We start from the raw sequence: 20,197 nt of genomic DNA on the forward strand, positions 1-20,197 counted from the left end.
GAACCAAAGAGAACACGATTTGAATTACCAAATGATTGAAACGGACGATGCGCTGGCGAGCCTGTGTGAGGCTGTCCGCGCATGTCCGGCTATTGCTTTAGATACGGAATTTGTCCGTACCCGCACCTATTACCCGCAGTTAGGATTGATACAGTTATTTGACGGGGCAAATGTCGCCCTGATCGATCCGCTCGGCATCAGCGACTGGTCGCCGTTAAAAGCGGTGCTGCGAGATACGGGAATCACCAAATTTCTGCACGCGGGTAGCGAAGATCTGGAAGTATTTCTGAATGCGTTTGGCGAACTGCCGGAACCCCTGATTGATACGCAAATCCTGGCGGCGTTTTGCGGGCGCCCGCTGTCGTGGGGGTTTGCGGCGATGGTAGAAGAGTATACGGGCGTGGCGCTGGATAAAAGCGAGTCTCGTACCGACTGGTTAGCCCGGCCTTTAAGCGAACGTCAGTGTGAATACGCGGCAGCGGATGTCTGGTATCTGTTACCGATCGCCAAAAAGCTGATGATTGAAACTGAAGCCGCAGGATGGCTGCCTGCCGCGCTTGATGAGTGTCGGTTGATGCAGCAGCGCCGTCAGGAGATTCAGGCGCCGGAAGAAGCATGGCGGGATATCACTAATGCCTGGCAACTGCGTACCCGCCAGTTAGCCTGTCTGCAACTTTTAGCTGACTGGCGGCTGCGTAAGGCGCGTGAGCGCGATATGGCGGTGAACTTTGTTGTGCGTGAAGAAAACCTGTGGGCGGTCGCGCGTTATATGCCGGGCAGTCTCGGTGAGCTGGATAGCCTGGGGCTTTCCGGCAGCGAGATTCGTTTTCACGGCAAGACGTTGATATCGCTGGTGGCGAAAGCACAGGCATTACCGGAAGAGGCATTGCCGGAACCCCTGTTGAATCTGATGGACATGCCGGGCTATCGCAAAGCGTTTAAGGCCATCAAAGCTCTGGTGGCGGAGGTGAGCGCGTCGCATCACGTCAGCGGCGAGCTACTGGCATCGCGTCGGCAGATTAATCAGTTGCTTAACTGGCACTGGAAATTAAAACCGCAAAATGGGCAACCGGAATTGATTTCCGGCTGGCGCGCCGAACTGATGGCGGAGAAGTTAACTCTTCTGTTGCAGGAGTACCCGCGTTAACGGCGGTAATTGCCGGGAAAACGGCCAGTGAAATAAATGTCCGTATCCGGAATAATGTAAAAAAATAAAAAAGGCAGATTCTTCTGCCTTTTTTAATCCAGGAATTTTCCCATAAAAGAGCTTATTTTGACTCTTCGGCTTCCGGCAGCGTTACGTTAAGTTCAAGGATGGAGATATCACCATCTTTTTGCTCAAGCTGGACGGTAACCATTTCCGGATCGATTTGTACGTATTTACAAATGACCTCAAGAATATCTTTACGTAACTGCGGTAAATAATGCGGTTCGGCATCGCTACGGCGACGTTCCGCGACAATGATTTGCAACCGCTCTTTTGCAATATTAGCGGTACTCTTTTTCCGCGAGAGAAAAAAATCCAGTAATGCCATAATTTATCCTCCGAACAGGCGTTTGAGGAAACCTTTCTTCTCTTCTTCAATGAAGCGGAAAGGACGTTCTTCTCCCAACAGACGATCTACGGTATCTGCATAGGCTTTACCTGCATCCGCAGTGGCGTCAAGAATCACCGGTTCGCCCTGGTTCGATGCGCGCAGTACGGATTGATCTTCCGGGATCACCCCGACGAGTTTAATACGCAGAATCTCCAGTACATCTTCCATGCTGAGCATGTCGCCTTTACTTACACGGCCTGGATTGTAGCGCGTCAACAGGAGATGTTCTTTAATCGGTTCTTCGCCATTTTCTGCGCGACGAGATTTCGATGCCAGAATACCCAGAATACGGTCCGAGTCACGGACAGAAGAGACTTCCGGGTTGGTCGTGATGATCGCTTCATCGGCAAAATAGAGCGCCATCAGCGCCCCGGTTTCGATACCCGCCGGCGAGTCGCAAACGATGAACTCAAAGTCCATCGCTTTCAGTGAGTCCAGTACCTTAGCGACGCCTTCGCGCGTTAGCGCGTCTTTATCCCGGGTCTGCGACGCCGGAAGAATGAAGAGATTTTCAGTACGCTTATCTTTGATCAGCGCCTGATTCAGTGTCGCATCGCCCTGAATGACGTTTACAAAATCGTAAACGACACGACGTTCGCACCCCATAATCAGATCGAGGTTACGCAGTCCGATATCAAAATCAATGACGACAGTTTTCTTTCCCTTCTGGGCCAAACCTGTAGCGATGGCCGCGCTGGAGGTGGTCTTGCCAACGCCCCCTTTACCCGAAGTAACAACAATAATGCGTGCCATAAAAATTCCTTGTTAAAAAGGGATCAATTCAACGGTTGAACTGTCAAAGCGTTGTCTGCTAAACGCAGGCGCGCCGCTTTGCCATAAAATTCTGCCGGGATTTTATCACTCAGCCAGTAAACACCTGCGATAGAGACCAGTTCTGCCGTCAGATGGGTACAAAAAATTTGCGCTTCCCGATCGCCGCTCGCCCCTGCCAGCGCGCGACCTCTCATCATGCCATAGACATGGATATTGCCGTCAGCGATAAGCTCTGCGCCAGCGCTGACGTGACTTGTAACAATCAGATCACATTGTGGAGCATAAATGCGCTGACCGGAACGAACCGGAACATCAATTAATCGCGTTTTTGTGATGGGATTAGCGTTTTGCGGCGGTTCGCTGGGCGTTGCCGGCTCAACGGGCGCAGGCCGAACCGCTTTCTCTTTACCTTCAGTCAGTAAAGGAAGACCCATCCGATCGATTTCTACTTTCAGGCTGGCGTCTTTACAGCCGCTCACGCCGATAATGCGTAAGCCGGTTGAGGTCACGATCTTATGCAGTTCCGGCCAGTTTACCGGGCTTTCAAGACCGCTAACGTTAATAACGACAGGGGCGTGTTTTAAAAACGCAGGAGCCTGCGCTATTTTGTCTTCTAACGCCTGACGAATAACCTCTGGTTCCGCTTCATGCAAATGAACCACTGATAAGGTGAAGCTACTGCCTTTAAGCTCGATTGGCGTGTTTGACATCCTGGCCTTACTCAATTTGCTATTTATCATCTCCGATACGGAGTGATATTCCGAAGTCCAGAAGGCATGTTATAGTCAGTATTATATTGAGGCAAGTCACCATCCCGTTAATTCAGAGTAAAAGTATGTTTTGTGTGATCTATAGAAGTAGCAAGCGCGATCAAACCTATTTGTATGTCGAAAAAAAAGACGATTTTTTGCGGGTGCCTGAAGCGTTGATGAAAGGATTCGGTCAGCCGCAGTTAGCGATGATGCTGCCGCTTGATGGACGTAAAAAATTAGTCAATGCCGAGCTCGAAAAAGTAAAACAGGCGTTAAGCGAGCAGGGCTATTATTTACAATTGCCGCCGCCGCCGGAAGATTTGCTGAAACAACATCTTTCTTCGGTAGGACAAAATACGTCGCCCGCTGACCGTTAAACGGTATTCGGCGCCGCGCCTGAATTCCATCATGATCTTAGGGGAAAATATGTATCAACATCGTAACTGGCAAGGCGCCTTGCTTGATTACCCGGTAAGTAAAGTGGTCTGCGTGGGCAGTAATTACGCAAATCACATCAAGGAGATGGGCAGTGCGACGCCGGAAGAACCCGTGCTTTTTATCAAGCCGGAAACCGCATTGTGTGATATTCGCCAACCGCTGGCGATTCCGGCGGATATGGGCGCTGTTCATCATGAAGTTGAGCTTGCTGTGCTGATTGGCGCAACGCTCCGCCAGGCGACCGAAGATCATGTACGTAAAGCGATAGCCGGTTATGGCGTGGCGCTTGATTTAACCCTGCGCGATATTCAAGGGAAAATGAAAAAGGCCAGACAGCCCTGGGAAAAAGCCAAAGGTTTTGATAACGCATGTCCGATTTCAGGTTTCATCCCTGTCGCGGCCTTCTGCGGCGATCCGCAAAATACGGTTATCGGACTTAACGTTAATGGCGAGGTTCGCCAGCAAGGGTCGACCGCGGATATGATTCATCCTATTGTGCCCCTTATCGCCTATATGAGCCGCTATTTTACGCTCAAAGCCGGGGACGTGGTGCTAACCGGCACGCCGGCAGGCGTGGGGCCATTATTAAGCGGCGATGAGCTGGACATTCGTTTTAATGGCGAAACGTTGTCTACCCGCGTTCTGTAAAATCTGCTTGCCGCCTTCAGCGGCGGTAAAACTTGCATCTGCAGGCCAGACTGGTTATAAGGTGCAGCTTTAGTGCAATGGCGGATACTTTAATGAGCGATACACCTTTCTGGCAACGTAAAACCCTGGATGAAATGACCGATGCCGAGTGGGAGTCGCTGTGCGATGGCTGCGGTCAATGCTGCCTGCATAAGCTGATGGATGAAGATACAGATGAAATCTACTTCACCAACGTGGCGTGCAGGCAATTAAATATCAAAACGTGCCAGTGCCGTCATTATGAACGCCGTTTTGAATTTGAACCCGACTGTATCAAACTCACTCGCGAAAACTTGCCAGACTTTGAATGGTTGCCGATGACCTGCGCCTACCGTTTGTTGGCGGAAGGTAAGCCCTTGCCGACGTGGCATCCGCTGCTGACTGGATCGAAAGCTGCTATGCATGGCGAGCGAATTTCTGTCCGTCATATCGCGGTTAAAGAATCCGAAGTACGGGACTGGCAGGATCATATTTTAAATAAACCGTCGTGGGCAGAATAAGTCTTCGGCAAAACGGCTGATTGTTTACAATTCTTTAATTTACGCCGGGCGGCCCCTGAAACCAGGAATTGCGTGCAAATTCCGTCACCTGGCGTTATCACCGCCTTCTATTCCTCCCTCACGCGCCTTGTCGCTGCGCTCGCGCACGTATGGCGGCGACTCTATACTTTCAAAGCAGTATATCGCTGCCTATCCTGAGGAGTTACCCCATGAATAACCAACCGTTGCGCGTTTCAAAGGATCAGCCCAGGAAGCCTGATAAGACACCCGAAGACGAAGGAAAAAATCCAAAGAAAAACCAAAAGTAGTGCTGTAGGGTATCTTTAATAACTATGGTTCGTTGGAGGCTTTATGTCTGAACGTCCTGATTTAGTCGATCCATTACCAGAGGATGAGCCGCTTCCTGGTGAAAATATTCCGGATACGCCAGAGGGAGACGATCCTCTCGACCCGGATACCCAGAATGAGGTTGAAGATCCTCGTAGATAGCGTCTTGTGCTATTAACCAACCGCCTGATGCACCGTCTGTGCCAGGCGGTTTTTTACATCTTCTAAAGCGAAACATCCTGATAATCCTCAGAAAGATAGCCTATAATTTTTTGTACGTTAAAATAGTAGCGCGTCCATGACGACACTGTCTTATTGCGCTTAGCCGTTTGCGAGTTCAAAGGAGGAAATCAATGAACAGCGAAGAGTTGACACATAAAGCAGAAGAGGAAATCGCGGCACTCATTAGCAAAAAGGTTGCCGAACTACGGAAGAAAACCGGGCAAGAGGTTTCCGAAATAGAGTTCGCGCCGCGAGAAACGATGAAAGGGCTTGAGGGATACCACGTTAAAATTAAACTACTCTAGCGTTTAATTAGCGCCATTAATCACCTGGCTACTGGGCGGGACCCGCCCAGTGGTGACTGGTTTACCGATGTCAGGCTTTTTTCTGTTGATACATTTCCTCGCCCTGATGGTCTTCCTCTACCCAAAAATGAATGTTGAACCGCGCATCATCGCTCAGCTCTACCCGATGCCAGTATTGCGGCGGACTGGTGGCGAATTGCCCGGCATTAATCACCACTTTCACTTCTGGTTCTGTCGCGGTTTCATTCGCAAAGCCATAGTAGGTCACGGTGCCTTCCATCACGCAGAGTTGTCCGAAAACGCCTGCCGCTGTGTTGTGATGAGAGAGCAGTGCCGCCGGAACATTCTCTTTGGTGAAAAAGGGGGTAGAGCGTTTAACTTTCCAGTTTGCCGGGATGCGTAAGTGGGACATAAGACATCTCCCTGATGTGGTGATTAAAAGATGTATTTAATATACACCTTTTAATCACTGGCAAACAACGCTTCGGGCAAAAAAAACGCTCCCGAAGGAGCGTGTGTATCAACGACCGAACAGGTCGCGTTTTTTAGGCTTAAATGCCTGGGCTATGACGACGGCTATCGCCACCACAAGGTAAGCGGCAAAGATCCCCAACAGCCATTGCGGCATCTCCAGCGTTAAAAACGACCACTGGCGCTCGGCGCAATCACCGGATGCCACAAACACCTGCGGCAGCCATTTACCCAACGGCAACCAGTCTGGAAAGCGCGCCATAAAGTCACAGGTCATGAACGGCGAGGGATGCAACTGAATCATCGTATGTTCATACGCCAGTTGTAGACCCCGCCAGGCGCTGTAAATCCAGATAACCATTGCCACGTATCGCAGCGGCGTTTTCGGCGCTATTGCGCCGACCAGACCCGCGCCCATCACGCCAAACAGGGCGCAACGTTCGTAAATACATAGCACGCAAGGTTTAAGTAACATGACGTGCTGGAACCACAGCGCCACCATTTCCAGCGCCAGGGCGGTAAACGCCATCAGTAACCATGCGCCCCGACCCCGTGAGCACTGGTTTAAAAATCGCAACATAATAATTTCCCTGCAACATGCGTAGAGACCGCAGTGTAAACCAATTCAATTCGTGCGCCACTAGCGGGAAATGAAATAATGTGTAATTGGATAATTATCAGGCAAAAATCGGAGCCGGGCGGTGTATTGCCCGGCCAAACGTTACGAAAGCGTTGCTAACCATCCTGCCTGAGTCATCCATTCGGTGACCGGCGCAAGAGTGAATTCGACGCACAGTAGCCCTATCAGGGTCAGTACGATAGTGTACGGTAACGCCATCCAGACCATACGGCCATAGGAGAGACGGATTAACGGCGCCAGCGCGGAGGTCAGCAGGAATAAGAATGCCGCCTGACCATTTGGCGTCGCTACCGATGGCAGGTTAGTACCGGTATTGATGGCCACAGCTAACAGCTCAAACTGTTTTAAGCTGATAGCGCCGTTTTCCATTGCCGCCTTCGCTTCGTTGATATAAATGGTGCCGACAAAGACGTTATCTGAGATGGAAGACAACAGGCCGTTAAAGAGATAGAACAGCGTTAGCTGCGCGTGTTCAGAGGCTTGCAAGACGAACTGAATAATCGGCGCGAAAAGATGTTGATCGATAATAACCGCCACAATGGAGAAGAAAACGGTTAACAGCGCAGTAAATGGCAGCGACTCGGTAAACGCTTTGCCGATGGCGTGTTCATCGGTGACACCCGTTAACGCGGTGGCCAGAATAATGACCGACAGACCAATCAGTCCCACCTCCGCGAGATGGAGGGCGAGGGCGGTAACCAGCCAGACGCCAATAACCGCCTGGACTATTAGTTTAATTTTATCCTGGCGGGTGCGCTTCTTACGGCTTTGATCGTCGAATTGCTGTAAAACGTCGCGGACTTTTTCGGGCAACGTTTCGCCATAGCCAAACCAGCGCATTTTCTCGACCAGCATACAGGTTAACAGTCCACATACCAGTACCGGGACGGTGACAGGCGACATCCGCAAAAAGAAGTCGCCGAAATGCCAGCCAGCCGCTTTAGCGATGATCAGGTTTTGCGGCTCCCCGACCATGGTCATGACGCCGCCCAGCGCCGTCCCCACGCCTGCATGCATCATCAGACTACGCAAGAATCCGCGGAATTGCTCCAGCACCGTTTTGTAATGCGGATCGATATGGCTGTCGTCCAGCATATCGTTCTCTTCGCCGCGCGATGAGGCCACACGATGGTAAATCCCGTAAAAACCGACGGCGACGCTGATCACCACCGCAACGACGGTAAGCGCGTCAAGGAAAGCCGACAAGAATGCGGCGGCGACGCAAAAGGCCAGCGACAGAACCATCTTCGAGCGGATACTGAGTAACAGACGGGTAAAAATAAACAGCAATAACTGCTTCATAAAGTAGATGCCTGCCACCATAAACATCAGCAGCAGCAAGACTTCCAGGTTGGCGGCAACCTCTTCACGTACATGGGCGGCGCTGGTCATACCGATGATGACGGCTTCAATGGCCAGTAACCCGCCGGGCAGCAGGGGGTAACACTTTAACGCCATCGCCAGAGTGAAGATAAACTCTGCCACCAGCAGCCAACCGGCAATAAAGGGATTAGCTAAGAAAATGAATGGGTTAACAATTAAAAAGACAAGTAGTGCCAGTTTGTACCAGTCGGGCGACTGGCCTAAAAAGTTGCGCCACATGGCGCGACCCCATGAGATCTCCATGAAATTTTTCCTTACCTAGAAAAATGAAATAGCGTTTTTATGTTTAAACACAGAGAGTAGCGAGCGCGACGAATGCAAGCAAGTCCTTAACGATATTGGCAGGCGATATCAGAAATGGTGCCTTGATCCCCTTTTTCTTCATTGCGTCCGCTATCAGGTGTTACGCCCGTCTGGTATGATGAGTACAACTATGTTTTGCTGTGTAATGGAAATCTCACTATGGTCATTAAGGCGCAGAGCCCGGCGGGTTTCGCGGAAGAGTATATTATTGAAAGTATCTGGAATAACCGCTTTCCTCCTGGCACGATCTTACCGGCAGAACGAGAACTCTCCGAACTGATCGGCGTGACGCGCACGACATTACGCGAGGTGTTACAGCGGCTGGCGCGAGATGGCTGGCTGACCATTCAGCATGGCAAACCGACAAAGGTTAATAATTTTTGGGAAACGTCAGGGCTGAATATCCTTGAAACGCTGGCCCGCCTTGATCATGAAAGCGTTCCGCAACTGATCGACAATTTGTTGTCGGTGCGTACCAATATTTCTACTATCTTTATTCGTACCGCGTTGCGTCAACACCCGGATAAGGCGCAGGAAGTGCTGGCCACTGCCCACGAAGTGGCCGACCATGCCGATGCATTCGCCGATCTGGACTATAACATCTTTCGTGGTCTGGCATTTGCCTCCGGCAATCCTATTTACGGCTTGATCCTGAACGGCATGAAAGGGTTATACACCCGCATTGGTCGCCACTATTTCGCCAGTCCGGAAGCGCGCAGTCTGGCACTGGGTTTCTATCATAAATTATCGTCGTTATGCGAGCAGGGCGCGCACGACCAGGTGTATGAAACGGTGCGGCGTTACGGGCATGACAGCGGCGAGATTTGGCATCGGATGCAGAAAAATCTTCCCGGCGATTTAGCGATTCAGGGACGATAATCCCGCGATGCCCGGTAAGCGCAAACACTACCGGGCAGCATCTCGATTACAGCGTGTTCATGCGCGGCGGACAACGCTCCAGCAGTTCTACGCTGCCATCCTCATTTTGTTGCTCCAGCATCACATCAAAGCCCCATAACCGATGCACATGTTTCAGTACCTCTTTGCGGCCTTTATCCAGCGGCGCGCGGTTATGCGGGATATAACGCAACGTCAGCGATCTGTCGCCGCGTAAATCCACATTCCAGACCTGAATATTCGGCTCCAGGTTGCTCAGGTTATACTGTGACGACAGTTTTGATCGAATCTCCCGATAACCTTCTTCATTATGAATGGCGGAGATCTCCAGATAATTATGCCTGTCATCATCAAGTACCGTGAAGAAACGGAAATCACGCATCACTTTTGGCGACAGGAACTGACTGATAAAGCTTTCATCTTTAAAATCGCGCATGGCGAAGTGCAGCGTTTCCAGCCAGTCGGAACCGGCAATATCCGGAAACCAGTATTTATCTTCATCCGTGGGCGACTGACAAATACGTTTGATATCCTGGAACATGGCAAAGCCGAGCGCATAGGGGTTAATTCCGCTATACCAGGGGCTATTATAGGGCGGCTGAAATACGACATTGGTATGGCTGTGTAAAAACTCCAGCATAAAGCGTTCCGTCACTTTGCCTTCATCATACAGATGGTTCAGGATGGTGTAGTGCCAGAAGGTCGCCCAGCCCTCGTTCATGACCTGCGTCTGTTTCTGCGGATAAAAATACTGGCTGACTTTACGCACGATGCGCAGAATTTCGCGCTGCCACGGCTCGAGCAACGGAGCGTTTTTCTCCATAAAATAGAGCAGGTTTTCCTGCGGTTCAGCGGGAAAGCGGCGTGCTTCGGCGACAGTTTTTTCTTCCTCGCGTTTTGGCAGCGTGCGCCACAGCATATTCACCTGGCTTTGTAGATACTCTTCCCGGCTTTTTTGTCGCGCTTTCTCTTCCTGCAACGAGATTTTCTGCGGGCGCTTATAGCGATCGACGCCGTAATTCATCAGCGCGTGGCAGGAGTCGAGCAGTTTTTCTACTTCATCCACTCCGTAGCGTTCTTCACAGCGGGTAATGTAATTTCGGGCGAAAATCAGGTAATCGACGATAGAGCTGGCATCCGTCCAGCTCCGGAAGAGATAATTATTTTTAAAAAAGGAGTTGTGTCCGTAACAGGCGTGCGCCATGACCAGCGCCTGCATGGTGATGGTGTTTTCTTCCATCAGGTAGGCAATGCAGGGATTAGAGTTGATCACAATTTCATAAGCCAGTCCTTGTTGACCATGCTTATACAGACGTTCCGTCTCAATGAACTTTTTGCCAAACGACCAGTGCGGATAGTTGATCGGCATCCCGACGCTGGAGTAGGCGTCCATCATCTGTTCGGAAGTGATGACTTCAATTTGGTGCGGGTAAGTATCCAGTTGGTAGAGTTTCGCCACGCGGTCTATCTCTGCCAGATAGACATCCAGCAGATCAAATGTCCAGTCGGGTCCATCGCTCAAACGTGTGGTGTCCTTGTTCATGGAATCAATCGTTGCCATTCGCGCACCCTCATTGTTGGCGACGCTCTCTGTATGGAGCGCCTCCTTTCAAGCATAGAACACCATGTTAAAAAACGACTTGATCGTGAAAACTTTTCTTTGCGATTTCCTCCAATCTGAACGGCAAAAAAACGGGTATTGGCATCATTTTATGCTGTATAGCCATGCCGCGTAGCAGGAGATCCCAAACCAGTGGGATCGCTTGTCTTTAGGGTATATGTGAAGCACGTCACCATAAAAAAGTCATATGTTGAATAATATTTTCATCTGGGTTATCAAGATGTAATCAGAAGATTGTTCTTTTACTATTAACGGAGTGGCTATGCGAGTTGTCATCCTGGGGAGTGGCGTAGTTGGCGTGACCAGCGCCTGGTATTTGAGTCAGGCGGGGCATGATGTCACCGTCATCGATCGCGAATCCGGCCCGGCGCAAGAAACCAGCGCGGCGAATGCCGGACAAATTTCACCGGGATATGCGGCGCCCTGGGCGGCCCCTGGCGTACCGCTGAAGGCGATAAAATGGATGTTCCAGCGCCATGCGCCGCTGGCGGTGCGTCTGGATGGCACCCCGTTTCAACTGAAGTGGATGTGGCAAATGCTGCGTAACTGCGATACCCGGCATTATATGGAAAATAAAGGCCGCATGGTGCGTCTGGCGGAATATAGTCGCGACTGCCTGAAAACGCTACGCGCCGCGACCGGTATCGAATATGAAGGCCGCCAGGGGGGAACGCTACAACTCTTCCGTACCGCGCAACAGTATGAGAACGCCACCCGTGATATCGCCGTGCTGGAAGATGCCGGGGTGCCGTATCAGCTCCTGGAATCCAGCCGACTGGCGGAAGTTGAACCCGCTCTGGCTGAGGTTGCGCATAAATTAACCGGCGGACTGCGCTTACCGAATGATGAAACCGGGGACTGTCAGCTCTTTACCCAGCGTCTGGCGCGCATGGCGGAGCAGGCGGGCGTAACCTTTCGCTTTAATACTCCCGTGGAAAAATTACTGTACGAAAATGATCAGATTTACGGCGTGAAATGCGCCGATGAGATCATTAAAGCAGATGCGTATGTCATGGCGTTTGGATCGTATTCGACGGCGATGCTTAAAGGCATTGTTGATATCCCGGTGTATCCGCTGAAAGGCTATTCATTAACCATCCCAATCGTCGAGCCAGACGGCGCGCCGGTATCGACGATTCTTGATGAAACCTACAAAATCGCTATTACGCGTTTTGATAAGCGTATTCGCGTGGGGGGAATGGCGGAAATCGTGGGCTTTAATACCGACTTACTGCAACCACGCCGCGAGACGCTGGAGATGGTTGTGCGCGATCTTTTTCCGCGCGGCGGTCATATTGAGCAGGCCACATTCTGGACCGGCCTGCGCCCCATGACGCCGGACGGCACGCCGGTAGTAGGACGTACCCATTATAAAAATCTGTGGCTTAATACTGGACACGGCACCTTAGGCTGGACGATGGCCTGCGGTTCAGGCCAGTTGTTAAGCGATATCTTGTCGGGTCGTACGCCAGCGATACCCTACGACGATCTGAGCGTGGCGCGATACCGTTCCGATTTTACGCCCACCCGCCCGCAACGTTTGCATAGCGCGCATAACTGATAAAGGAAGTGAAATGACCCGCCCTATACAGGCCAGCCTTGATTTACAGGTAATGAAACAAAATTTGGCTATTGTGCGCCGGGCGGCCCCGGAGGCGCGCGTCTGGTCGGTAGTGAAAGCCAACGCCTACGGCCACGGTATTGAACGCGTCTGGAGCGCGCTGGGCGCCACAGATGGTTTCGCTATGCTCAACCTTGAAGAGGCGATTACCCTGCGTGAGCGCGGGTGGAAAGGGCCGATATTGATGCTGGAGGGGTTTTTCCATGCGCAAGACCTGGAGGCGTATGACACTTATCGGCTGACCACCTGCATCCACAGTAACTGGCAGTTGAAAGCGCTGCAAAATGCGCGGCTTAACGCGCCGCTGGATATCTATGTCAAAGTCAACAGCGGCATGAACCGACTCGGTTTTCAGCCTGAGCGGGCGCAGACCGTCTGGCAGCAATTGCGGGCAATGCGCAATGTCGGTGAAATGACCCTGATGTCACATTTCGCTCAGGCCGATCATCCGGAAGGTATCGGGGAGGCGATGAGGCGTATTGCGCTGGCGACGGAAGGCCTTCAATGTTCATACTCGTTATCAAATTCGGCAGCGACGCTGTGGCATCCCCAGGCGCATTATGACTGGGTCAGGCCGGGCATTATTTTGTACGGCGCGTCGCCGTCAGGACAGTGGCGGGATATTGCCGATACCGGACTAAAACCCGTGATGACGCTGAGTAGCGAAATTATTGGCGTGCAGACGTTGAGCGTGGGTGAAAGGGTAGGCTATGGCGGAGGGTATTCTGTGACTCAGGAACAACGCATTGGCATCGTCGCGGCGGGTTATGCCGATGGCTATCCACGCCATGCGCCGACCGGGACGCCCGTGCTGGTGGACGGTATCCGTACCAGAACAGTAGGCACCGTTTCAATGGATATGCTGGCGGTGGATTTGACGCCGTGTCCGCAGGCGGGAATCGGCACGCCGGTTGAATTATGGGGCAAAGAAATTAAGGTCGATGATGTCGCCTCTGCGGCAGGCACGCTGGGCTATGAGCTACTGTGCGCCGTAGCGCCGCGCGTGCCGTTTGTGACAACGTAACCTAACTCAGGCTAAGGCGTCGACCGGTCCACCGGGGGCGGGTCGACGTTGTCCGGCGACCTTATTCTGCTTCGTCTTCGGCGACGCGTACCCCAATCTTGCGTACCACGTTATCTTCTTTTTCAGCTACCGTCCAAATCATGCCGCCAAACTCCACCTGATCGCCGACGACCGGCGCAGCGCCCAGCAGTTGCTGTATGATTTCACCCAGGGTTTGTTGTTTATCCCGGTATTCCGTTCCTTCTTCCAGCCCGTAGATAAGCGCCACGTCGGCGAATTTCGCATTCGCTTCGAGGATAAAATCGCCAAAGAAACGCTGATCTAACGAAACCGGCGGCGACTGGCTAAACAATTTGCCCAGCGCTGGCAGATCGCGCTCCCGGCCAATCACGCAGAGTACGTCGCCTTCCTGCAGGCGAGTGCTACCCGTGGGGTGAAACAGTTCATTATTGCGAAATAGCGCGGCAATGCGGGTTTCGTTCGGCATATGCAGGTCGCGCAACGCCGCGCCGACGCACCATTTGTCGGCGCTCAACTGATAGATGAATTGCTCCCACGGATTATCAGGATGGATGTCAAGCCCCACGCGCGATACTGGCCAGCCAACCGGAGGCACGACCACTTTGGCTCTCTTCGCCGCCCATGACAGCGATGTTCCCTGCAGGAGCAGCGACACCAGTACCACAAAGAAAGCGACATTAAAGAACAGGCGAGCGTTTTCAAGCCCGGCCATCATCGGGAAAACGGCGAGAATAATCGGCACCGCGCCGCGCAGTCCGACCCAACTGATGAAAATGCGCTCCCGAAGATTGAAGCCGCGAAATGGCAGCAGGCCGGTAAACACCGACAGCGGGCGGGCGAAGAAAATCATCCAGATAGAGAGAATAAGCGCAGGGACGGCAATCGGCCACAGATCGGAAGGCGTCACCAGCAGCCCCAGAACCAGGAACATCGCGATCTGCGCCAGCCAGGCCAGTCCGTCAAAGTTTTGCAGGATGCCGTAACGGTTGCGAATCGGACGGTTTCCTAACAGGAATCCGCACAGATAGACCGCGAGAATGCCGCTGCCTTCAAGCGCGGTCGTCAAAGCAAAAATCAGAATACCGCCGCTGAGCGCCAACATCGGATACAGGCCGCTGGGCAGAGAAATACGGTTGATCATCTGCTGTAGCAGGTAACCGCCGCCCAGGCCAAAAACAATACCGAGACCGAACTGCTGGATAATATGGACGGCAAACATCCAGTCCAGACCGGTTTCATGTTTCTGGATCATCTCAATTAATGTAATGGTCAGAAAAACGGCCATCGGGTCGTTACTTCCCGATTCGATCTCCAGCGTGGAGCCTACACGTTCGTTTAGCCCTTTGCCGCCAAGCAGAGAAAAGACCGCTGCGGCGTCAGTGGAACCGACTATCGCGCCGATAAGCAGACCTTCGATAAGATCCAGATGAAACAGCCAGGCGGCCATCATACCTGTTAACCCCGACGTGATCAGCACGCCGAGCGTCGCCAGCGACAGCGCGGGGCCCAGCGCTACCCGGAAAGAGCTGGCCTGGGTGCGCATGCCGCCATCGAGTAAAATAATCGCCAGCGCCAGGTTACTGACCATATAAGCGAAAGGATAATTATCGAAAGGAATACCGCCAATGCCATCCACACCCGCTAACATCCCAATGGCGAGGAAAATGACCAGAATCGGGATACCCAGTCGCGATGAGAATGAACTTAACAGGATACTGCTGGTTACAAGGATGGAACCTAAAATAAATAGACTAATAATTGTTGCAGCATCCAACGTTTTATATCTCCTGACTCACACGACTTCGTATTATTTAACATTAACATAATAACGGCCAGGGCAGCGTTTTACTTAGCCTGTCGGGGACTTTTTTTACAATTGCAGCGTAGGATGACCAGATAAAGTGAGTTGAGTCCCCTGGCGCGTATTTTTAAGCGTCGCGTTTGCCCCGATAGGGAGCGTTACCGTACGCTGTTCATGCCCGAAGTCGAGACCGGTAATCAGCGGAACGGACAGACGGGAACGTAAAAACGCGTAGACGCTCTCCAGAGAATAGCCGGCGTCATACTCGTTGGGCGCCGCGCCGCTAAAGCTGCCGAGAACGATGGCGCTCTGGCGGTTTAAAATTCCGGCGTACTCCAGTTGCAAAAGCATACGCTCCACCCGGAAAGGATGCTCATTGACATCTTCCAGCACTAAAATTCCTTTATCGATAGTCGGCATCCAGGGCGTACCGATAAGGGAAATCAACATCGCCAGATTTCCGCCCCATAAGGTGCCCTGTACGTCGCACTGAGGGCCGTCGCCTTGCCACTCTACGGTAAATTGCGCCTTGCGTAGCGCCAGCCAGAAATGTTGCTCGGTGAACGTATTCAGCGTTTCGGCGCCAAAATTTGCCGCCAGCATAGGACCGCTAAAGGTGATGACATTGGCCTGCGCCAGGAGTCCAGCCTGAATCGCCGTAAAATCGCTATGACCGCAAATCAGTAAGGGATCGCGCTGTTGCCGGGAGGCGAGCGCCTGCCAGTCGATACGATCCAGCAAGCGGCTGGCGCCATAGCCGCCGCGAACCGGCATGACGATCGTATCCGGCGAAGTTAGCGAGGCCAGCGAATTAACATCGGCCAGCCGTTCCGCGTCCGTACCGGCAAAACGCTGATAGCGGCGACGAATCACCTCGTCATTCTCCACCTGATGACCCGCGTCAGTCAGGCGCTGAACGCCGCGTAACGCGGCCTGTTGGTTAATACAGTAGCCCGAGGGGGCGATTAAATGAAACAGAGACATGGTAATTCCTTGCTGACAATAGAATGCAAATGTATATCATGCCGCATATATTAGGCGATGTCCCTCGTTGTGCGACGTTTCTGGATGCGCACCAGGGAGGCAACCTAAGTGCCTGGACGGGGCGGTTATAACCTCTTCGGCAGATAAGTTACGGCTATAAGGATAGATGACGTGAAATTAAGATGGTTTGCTTTTTTGGTAGTAATACTGGCTGGCTGTAGCTCAAAACAGGATTACAGGAATCCGCCGTGGAATGCCGAAGTGCCTGTAAAGCGTGCGATGCAGTGGATGCCCATCAGTGAAAAAGCCGGGGCGGCATGGGGGGTTGATCCGCATTTAATCACCGCGATTATCGCCATTGAATCCGGCGGCAACCCTAACGCGGTCAGTAAATCCAATGCGATTGGCCTGATGCAGTTAAAGGCGTCGACCTCCGGGCGCGACGTTTACCGTCGCATGGGCTGGCGTGGCGAACCGACCACCAGCGAGCTGAAAAACCCTGAGCGTAACATCTCAATGGGCGCGGCGTATCTGAGCATTCTGGAAAATGGGCCGCTGGCCGGCATCAAAGATCCGCAGGTGATGCAATATGCGCTGGTCGTCTCTTATGCTAACGGCGCAGGCGCGTTATTGCGTACTTTTTCATCCGACAGGAAGAAGGCGATAGAAAAAATTAACGATCTGGATGCGGACGAGTTTTTTGAGCATGTTGTTGATAATCATCCCGCGCCGCAGGCGCCGCGCTATATCTGGAAGCTTCAGCAGGCGCTGGACGCCATGTAGTTTAGCGTGAAGATTATTCTCGCACTTTATTCGCTCTTTCTCGGGCCTCGCGCTCAAGCGAAAAAATAATCCGCTGCAACTCCCGCTCCACCGCCGGGCTAACGTTAAGGAAACGAAAGCTCAGGCGGGGAGTGGTGATCGTTTCATTTTTCCCATCAATCACCTTACGCTCGCTGATGGAGATAAGCTGGGCGTCAACGTGAAAAATCCCCCATGGCCCCATGTTCAGTTCAACCTGCGAAAAGCGTGCGCCTTCGATTAGTCCGTCGGGGATGGCGGATTCCAGTAGCGCGCCCATGCCGCCCAGGGAAAGATCAAACAGGCGAAAACGTAACGTACGGGTGTCCGGTAGCGTGGTGACGCCGTAATAAGGCGGATACAGCGGCGCGCCAATGCGAAAATACTCCCGGCGCTGGACAAACCACAGTGACGACGGCAGGGGCGTGATAAAGGCCGGCAGCCGCTGATATTCGCCTGTAACGAGTTGCGGCAACGTGAACTCGACTTTTGCGCCCTGCGTTTCTGCGATAATGGCTACCTGCCCGGCACGTAATACGGCGCTATTTTCGTATTCCTGGCTGCCGTAATCCACGATGAGTTTTTCCGGGTCTACCGCCAAAATTTTACTGATGAATTGACCATGCGCCCATGAAATACGCAGTGGAACCTGATTTTTATTTAAATCCCGTAGCACGCCTAATATCGCTAATGGATTTTTTTTCAGGAACTGCTCATTGTAACCACTCACACGAAATAACCCCTGATACGCAGACTATCGTTGGGTTATCGGCATCAGTAGAAAGAACTTAATAGCGATAAATAAATTTTTATGTCCGCGAGATAAATCAGTGTTCAGAAATGCGACGCTCGACTTTGCCTATACTTAAAACGTTTTTACTGGAAAGAGGGTTTGCAAATGGGAATTATCGCCTGGATTATTTTTGGTTTGATTGCCGGCGTTATCGCCAAATTGCTTATGCCGGGGCGCGATGGCGGGGGATTTATCCTGACCTGTATTCTCGGTATCGTCGGGGCGGTCGTTGGCGGATGGCTGGCGACGATGTTTGGTATTGGCGGCAGTATCAGCGGCTTTAATCTGCACAGTTTCCTGGTCGCTGTGGTGGGCGCGATCGTGGTGCTGGTGATTTTCCGCCTTCTGCGACGCGGCTAACCGCTGCAGAACGTGTAAGCGTTGACCCGGTCAGCACCGGGTCAACCTACTATAAACACGCGTTACTGCGTCGCTGCAGACGGCGTTTTTGTCGGCGTTGCGCTTAACGATGCCGGACGAGTAGACGGTACGCTATCGCACGGTTTTTCCTGCGGACAAATCAGATCGAGCATTTTCAGCGTCACGCCGTTGGTCCAGCCAAAGCCGTCCTGAAGGGGATATTCGCCGCCGCCACCGCCGGTTCCGGTACTGCTGACATCATATTTTTCGACCAGTTTTTTCTCGCGATCGTAGGTGTGCTGCACATTGGTTAAAAAGCGCCAGGTGACTTCCATTGCCACGTCATCCTGCCCATAATTTTGCAATCCTTCGGCAGCGACCCATTGTAACGGCGCCCAGCCGTTTGGCGCATCCCACTGCTGTCCGCTTTTAACCGAGGTGGTAGCCAGCCCGCCAGGCTGTAGCAGATGCGCCTGGGCCGCCGCCGCCACTTTCGCGGCGCGATCTTTCGCGGCGGCGTTTACATAGAGCGGGAACAGCGCGGCAGCGGTGAGTTGGTCACGGATTTTATTGTTCTGCAGATCGTAGTCGGCATACCAACCCTCTTTGTTATTCCACAGATGCATTTCAATGGCTTTTTGCCGCGCGTTGGCCAGCGCGTCATATTGCGAGGCTTTGGCCCGATCGCCCGCCGCAGCGCTGGCGCGGGCGAGGGTTTTCTCCAGCTGATACAGCAGAGCGTTAAGATCGACAGGGACAATCGTGGTGGTACGAATGGTACTGAGCTGCTGCGGATTATCCATCCAGCGGGAGCTGAAATCCCAGCCGGAGGCGGCGGCAGATCGGAGGTCCCGATAGATCTCCGTTGCCGGGCGGTTGGGGTTGCTTTTGGCGGTAGCGATATCTTCAACCCAGGATTCAGGGCGGGGCGTATCCCGATCATCCCAGTAGCGGTTGAGAACGCTGCCGTCTTCCAGTTTGACGACGCGTTGGTTTTGTTGCCCTGGCTGCAATGTCTCAACGCCCTCCATCCAGTAGGCGTACTCTTTTTGCAGTTGCGGCAGGTATTCTTTCAGCGCATCGTCACCTTCATGTTGCGCCAGTAACTCAACCATAAACGCAAAGAAAGGCGGCTGCGAACGACTCAGGTAGTAGGTACGGTTGCCGTTAGGAATATGCCCCCAGGCGTCAATTTCGTAACCAAAGTTCGCTACCATATCCGCCACCTTATCCCAGTGCCCGCTTTCCGCCAGCCCCAGCATCGTAAAGTAGCTGTCCCAGTAGTAAATCTCTCTGAATCGCCCACCCGGTACGACATAGGATTCAGGCAACGGCAAGAGCGAGTCCCACTTTTCGACGTTTTTAGTTGAACGGGTCAGCACCGGCCACAGGCCATCAATATGTTCACGCAATGACTGTCCGGCCGGCGGGACATATTTTTCACCCGCTTTCGGCAGGGTGAAGTTAACATCAACAAAATGACGCAAATCGAAGCCGGACTGGTTCCGCTGCATACGATAATCCGCAAGAATCATGAGCGGATCGCTATTAGGTATGGCGTCAGCAAAGGTTTTCTGATCGGGGAAGAGTTTTGCATTCTGGACATCATTAAAGAGCGGGCCAAGCAAAATATCCGGCGGCTGCGGAGTTTCAGTGTCGGAAGACGGGTCTGCGGCAGTCGCCGAAAACGATGCAAACGTCAGCAGCGTCCCTGCCAGCGCCAGTTTTATGGCTTTCTGCAGTAGAACAGAACGGCGAATCTCTGGGGGTATCATCAAGTTATCTCCTTAGCGGTGAGCCAAAGCCAACGGCATTTACCATGACAAAACCTTAGTCTACGATGACCAGATACGCGTGATTGAACCGCTATTTTG

Annotated in this window: 22 protein-coding genes; 11 read left to right on the forward strand and 11 right to left on the reverse strand. The window is 52.4% G+C overall.

Annotated elements, in window-relative coordinates:
• The first annotated feature begins 19 nt into the window (after positions 1–19).
• Complete coding sequence (gene rnd, locus ACLJPQ_RS07055; protein ID WP_001109124.1) at positions 20–1,147, forward strand: ribonuclease D; 1,128 nt, start codon at positions 20–22, stop codon at positions 1,145–1,147.
• Positions 1,148–1,268: 121 nt separating this feature from the next.
• Here rnd and minE read toward each other — a convergent pair whose 3' ends face one another.
• The 3 genes from minE to minC are packed head-to-tail and all read right to left on the reverse strand — an operon-like array spanning position 1,269 to position 3,082.
• The gene (minE, locus tag ACLJPQ_RS07060; RefSeq protein ID WP_001185666.1) at positions 1,269–1,535 is read right to left on the reverse strand and encodes a cell division topological specificity factor MinE; all 267 of its coding nucleotides are present in this window, start codon (positions 1,533–1,535) and stop codon (positions 1,269–1,271) included.
• Positions 1,536–1,538: 3 nt separating this feature from the next.
• Positions 1,539–2,351 carry a septum site-determining protein MinD gene (minD, locus tag ACLJPQ_RS07065; protein ID WP_024797690.1) on the reverse strand — a complete coding sequence of 271 codons (813 nt, stop codon included), beginning with the start codon at positions 2,349–2,351 and terminating at the stop codon, positions 1,539–1,541.
• 23 nt (positions 2,352–2,374) lie between these two features.
• Complete coding sequence (gene minC / locus ACLJPQ_RS07070; RefSeq protein ID WP_000072527.1) at positions 2,375–3,082, reverse strand: septum site-determining protein MinC; 708 nt, start codon at positions 3,080–3,082, stop codon at positions 2,375–2,377.
• A 125-nt stretch (positions 3,083–3,207) separates the two neighbouring features.
• On the opposite strand from minC, the gene ACLJPQ_RS07075 reads away from it, so the two are divergent.
• The 5 genes from ACLJPQ_RS07075 to ACLJPQ_RS07095 all read left to right on the forward strand — a co-directional run bounded on the left by ACLJPQ_RS07075 (position 3,208) and on the right by ACLJPQ_RS07095 (position 5,603).
• Positions 3,208–3,501, forward strand: a complete 294-nt coding sequence (locus ACLJPQ_RS07075; protein ID WP_138010052.1) for a YcgL domain-containing protein — start codon at positions 3,208–3,210, stop codon at positions 3,499–3,501.
• 49 nt (positions 3,502–3,550) lie between these two features.
• Positions 3,551–4,210 (forward strand): fumarylacetoacetate hydrolase family protein, encoded by a 660-nt coding sequence (locus ACLJPQ_RS07080; RefSeq protein ID WP_080185039.1) that lies wholly within the window; start codon positions 3,551–3,553, stop codon positions 4,208–4,210.
• 92 nt (positions 4,211–4,302) lie between these two features.
• Complete coding sequence (locus tag ACLJPQ_RS07085) at positions 4,303–4,749, forward strand: YcgN family cysteine cluster protein (protein ID WP_001285703.1); 447 nt, start codon at positions 4,303–4,305, stop codon at positions 4,747–4,749.
• A gap of 351 nt (positions 4,750–5,100) precedes the next feature.
• Positions 5,101–5,238, forward strand: coding sequence for a hypothetical protein (locus ACLJPQ_RS07090; RefSeq protein WP_001519337.1), 138 nt, complete (start codon positions 5,101–5,103; stop codon positions 5,236–5,238).
• A gap of 191 nt (positions 5,239–5,429) precedes the next feature.
• Positions 5,430–5,603, forward strand: a complete 174-nt coding sequence (locus tag ACLJPQ_RS07095; RefSeq protein WP_001083582.1) for a GnsA/GnsB family addiction module toxin — start codon at positions 5,430–5,432, stop codon at positions 5,601–5,603.
• Positions 5,604–5,673: 70 nt separating this feature from the next.
• On the opposite strand, the gene ACLJPQ_RS07100 is transcribed toward ACLJPQ_RS07095, so the two are convergent.
• The 3 genes from ACLJPQ_RS07100 to nhaB form a co-directional block, all read right to left on the reverse strand.
• Positions 5,674–6,015, reverse strand: coding sequence for a DUF1971 domain-containing protein (locus ACLJPQ_RS07100; protein ID WP_000018967.1), 342 nt, complete (start codon positions 6,013–6,015; stop codon positions 5,674–5,676).
• 108 nt (positions 6,016–6,123) lie between these two features.
• Positions 6,124–6,654 carry a disulfide bond formation protein DsbB gene (gene dsbB, locus ACLJPQ_RS07105; RefSeq protein ID WP_000943475.1) on the reverse strand — a complete coding sequence of 177 codons (531 nt, stop codon included), beginning with the start codon at positions 6,652–6,654 and terminating at the stop codon, positions 6,124–6,126.
• A 141-nt stretch (positions 6,655–6,795) separates the two neighbouring features.
• Positions 6,796–8,340, reverse strand: a complete 1,545-nt coding sequence (gene nhaB, locus ACLJPQ_RS07110) for a Na(+)/H(+) antiporter NhaB (protein WP_000406439.1) — start codon at positions 8,338–8,340, stop codon at positions 6,796–6,798.
• A gap of 219 nt (positions 8,341–8,559) precedes the next feature.
• Between nhaB and fadR the strand changes: the two genes are divergently transcribed.
• Positions 8,560–9,279, forward strand: coding sequence for a fatty acid metabolism transcriptional regulator FadR (gene fadR, locus ACLJPQ_RS07115; RefSeq protein WP_080185026.1), 720 nt, complete (start codon positions 8,560–8,562; stop codon positions 9,277–9,279).
• Between the two features lie 46 nt (positions 9,280–9,325).
• Here fadR and ACLJPQ_RS07120 read toward each other — a convergent pair whose 3' ends face one another.
• Entirely contained in the window at positions 9,326–10,858 is a 1,533-nt protein-coding gene (locus ACLJPQ_RS07120) for a SpoVR family protein (RefSeq protein WP_000190832.1), read from the reverse strand.
• A 322-nt stretch (positions 10,859–11,180) separates the two neighbouring features.
• On the opposite strand from ACLJPQ_RS07120, the gene ACLJPQ_RS07125 reads away from it, so the two are divergent.
• Complete coding sequence (locus ACLJPQ_RS07125; protein WP_080185025.1) at positions 11,181–12,479, forward strand: D-amino acid dehydrogenase; 1,299 nt, start codon at positions 11,181–11,183, stop codon at positions 12,477–12,479.
• Positions 12,480–12,492: 13 nt separating this feature from the next.
• Positions 12,493–13,563 carry a catabolic alanine racemase DadX gene (gene dadX, locus ACLJPQ_RS07130; RefSeq protein ID WP_023993320.1) on the forward strand — a complete coding sequence of 357 codons (1,071 nt, stop codon included), beginning with the start codon at positions 12,493–12,495 and terminating at the stop codon, positions 13,561–13,563.
• A 61-nt stretch (positions 13,564–13,624) separates the two neighbouring features.
• Here dadX and ACLJPQ_RS07135 read toward each other — a convergent pair whose 3' ends face one another.
• Complete coding sequence (locus ACLJPQ_RS07135; protein WP_000338376.1) at positions 13,625–15,358, reverse strand: potassium/proton antiporter; 1,734 nt, start codon at positions 15,356–15,358, stop codon at positions 13,625–13,627.
• Between the two features lie 96 nt (positions 15,359–15,454).
• On the reverse strand, positions 15,455–16,369 hold the full coding sequence (gene ldcA / locus ACLJPQ_RS07140; RefSeq protein ID WP_000051613.1) for a muramoyltetrapeptide carboxypeptidase: 915 nt from the start codon (positions 16,367–16,369) through the stop codon (positions 15,455–15,457).
• Positions 16,370–16,540: 171 nt separating this feature from the next.
• On the opposite strand from ldcA, the gene emtA reads away from it, so the two are divergent.
• On the forward strand, positions 16,541–17,152 hold the full coding sequence (emtA, locus tag ACLJPQ_RS07145) for a membrane-bound lytic murein transglycosylase EmtA (RefSeq protein WP_000776974.1): 612 nt from the start codon (positions 16,541–16,543) through the stop codon (positions 17,150–17,152).
• 13 nt (positions 17,153–17,165) lie between these two features.
• Here emtA and ycgR read toward each other — a convergent pair whose 3' ends face one another.
• A complete protein-coding gene (gene ycgR, locus ACLJPQ_RS07150; protein ID WP_000017415.1) occupies positions 17,166–17,900 on the reverse strand; it encodes a flagellar brake protein YcgR in 735 nt (244 codons plus the stop codon).
• A 168-nt stretch (positions 17,901–18,068) separates the two neighbouring features.
• On the opposite strand from ycgR, the gene ACLJPQ_RS07155 reads away from it, so the two are divergent.
• On the forward strand, positions 18,069–18,323 hold the full coding sequence (locus ACLJPQ_RS07155; protein ID WP_000511320.1) for a GlsB/YeaQ/YmgE family stress response membrane protein: 255 nt from the start codon (positions 18,069–18,071) through the stop codon (positions 18,321–18,323).
• A gap of 62 nt (positions 18,324–18,385) precedes the next feature.
• Here the strand turns inward: ACLJPQ_RS07155 and ACLJPQ_RS07160 are convergent, their stop codons facing one another.
• Complete coding sequence (locus ACLJPQ_RS07160; RefSeq protein WP_000612829.1) at positions 18,386–20,098, reverse strand: alpha,alpha-trehalase; 1,713 nt, start codon at positions 20,096–20,098, stop codon at positions 18,386–18,388.
• Between the last annotated feature and the right edge of the window lie 99 nt (positions 20,099–20,197).

The sequence above is a fragment of the Salmonella sp. SAL04213 genome, assembly GCF_046550535.1.
GTDB lineage: Bacteria > Pseudomonadota > Gammaproteobacteria > Enterobacterales > Enterobacteriaceae > Salmonella > Salmonella enterica.

Coding starts and splice junctions, on each gene's coding strand:
- ACLJPQ_RS07090 (WP_001519337.1), top strand. CDS start 5,101: ATGTCTGAACGTCCTGATTTAGTCGATCCATTACCAGAGGATGAGCCG.
- ACLJPQ_RS07160 (WP_000612829.1), bottom strand. CDS start 20,098: ATGATACCCCCAGAGATTCGCCGTTCTGTTCTACTGCAGAAAGCCATA.
- ACLJPQ_RS07085 (WP_001285703.1), top strand. CDS start 4,303: ATGAGCGATACACCTTTCTGGCAACGTAAAACCCTGGATGAAATGACC.
- ldcA (WP_000051613.1), bottom strand. CDS start 16,369: ATGTCTCTGTTTCATTTAATCGCCCCCTCGGGCTACTGTATTAACCAA.
- ACLJPQ_RS07155 (WP_000511320.1), top strand. CDS start 18,069: ATGGGAATTATCGCCTGGATTATTTTTGGTTTGATTGCCGGCGTTATC.
- ACLJPQ_RS07095 (WP_001083582.1), top strand. CDS start 5,430: ATGAACAGCGAAGAGTTGACACATAAAGCAGAAGAGGAAATCGCGGCA.
- nhaB (WP_000406439.1), bottom strand. CDS start 8,340: ATGGAGATCTCATGGGGTCGCGCCATGTGGCGCAACTTTTTAGGCCAG.
- ACLJPQ_RS07100 (WP_000018967.1), bottom strand. CDS start 6,015: ATGTCCCACTTACGCATCCCGGCAAACTGGAAAGTTAAACGCTCTACC.
- ACLJPQ_RS07075 (WP_138010052.1), top strand. CDS start 3,208: ATGTTTTGTGTGATCTATAGAAGTAGCAAGCGCGATCAAACCTATTTG.
- fadR (WP_080185026.1), top strand. CDS start 8,560: ATGGTCATTAAGGCGCAGAGCCCGGCGGGTTTCGCGGAAGAGTATATT.
- dadX (WP_023993320.1), top strand. CDS start 12,493: ATGACCCGCCCTATACAGGCCAGCCTTGATTTACAGGTAATGAAACAA.
- ACLJPQ_RS07080 (WP_080185039.1), top strand. CDS start 3,551: ATGTATCAACATCGTAACTGGCAAGGCGCCTTGCTTGATTACCCGGTA.
- dsbB (WP_000943475.1), bottom strand. CDS start 6,654: ATGTTGCGATTTTTAAACCAGTGCTCACGGGGTCGGGGCGCATGGTTA.
- ACLJPQ_RS07120 (WP_000190832.1), bottom strand. CDS start 10,858: ATGGCAACGATTGATTCCATGAACAAGGACACCACACGTTTGAGCGAT.
- minC (WP_000072527.1), bottom strand. CDS start 3,082: ATGTCAAACACGCCAATCGAGCTTAAAGGCAGTAGCTTCACCTTATCA.
- ACLJPQ_RS07125 (WP_080185025.1), top strand. CDS start 11,181: ATGCGAGTTGTCATCCTGGGGAGTGGCGTAGTTGGCGTGACCAGCGCC.
- minD (WP_024797690.1), bottom strand. CDS start 2,351: ATGGCACGCATTATTGTTGTTACTTCGGGTAAAGGGGGCGTTGGCAAG.
- minE (WP_001185666.1), bottom strand. CDS start 1,535: ATGGCATTACTGGATTTTTTTCTCTCGCGGAAAAAGAGTACCGCTAAT.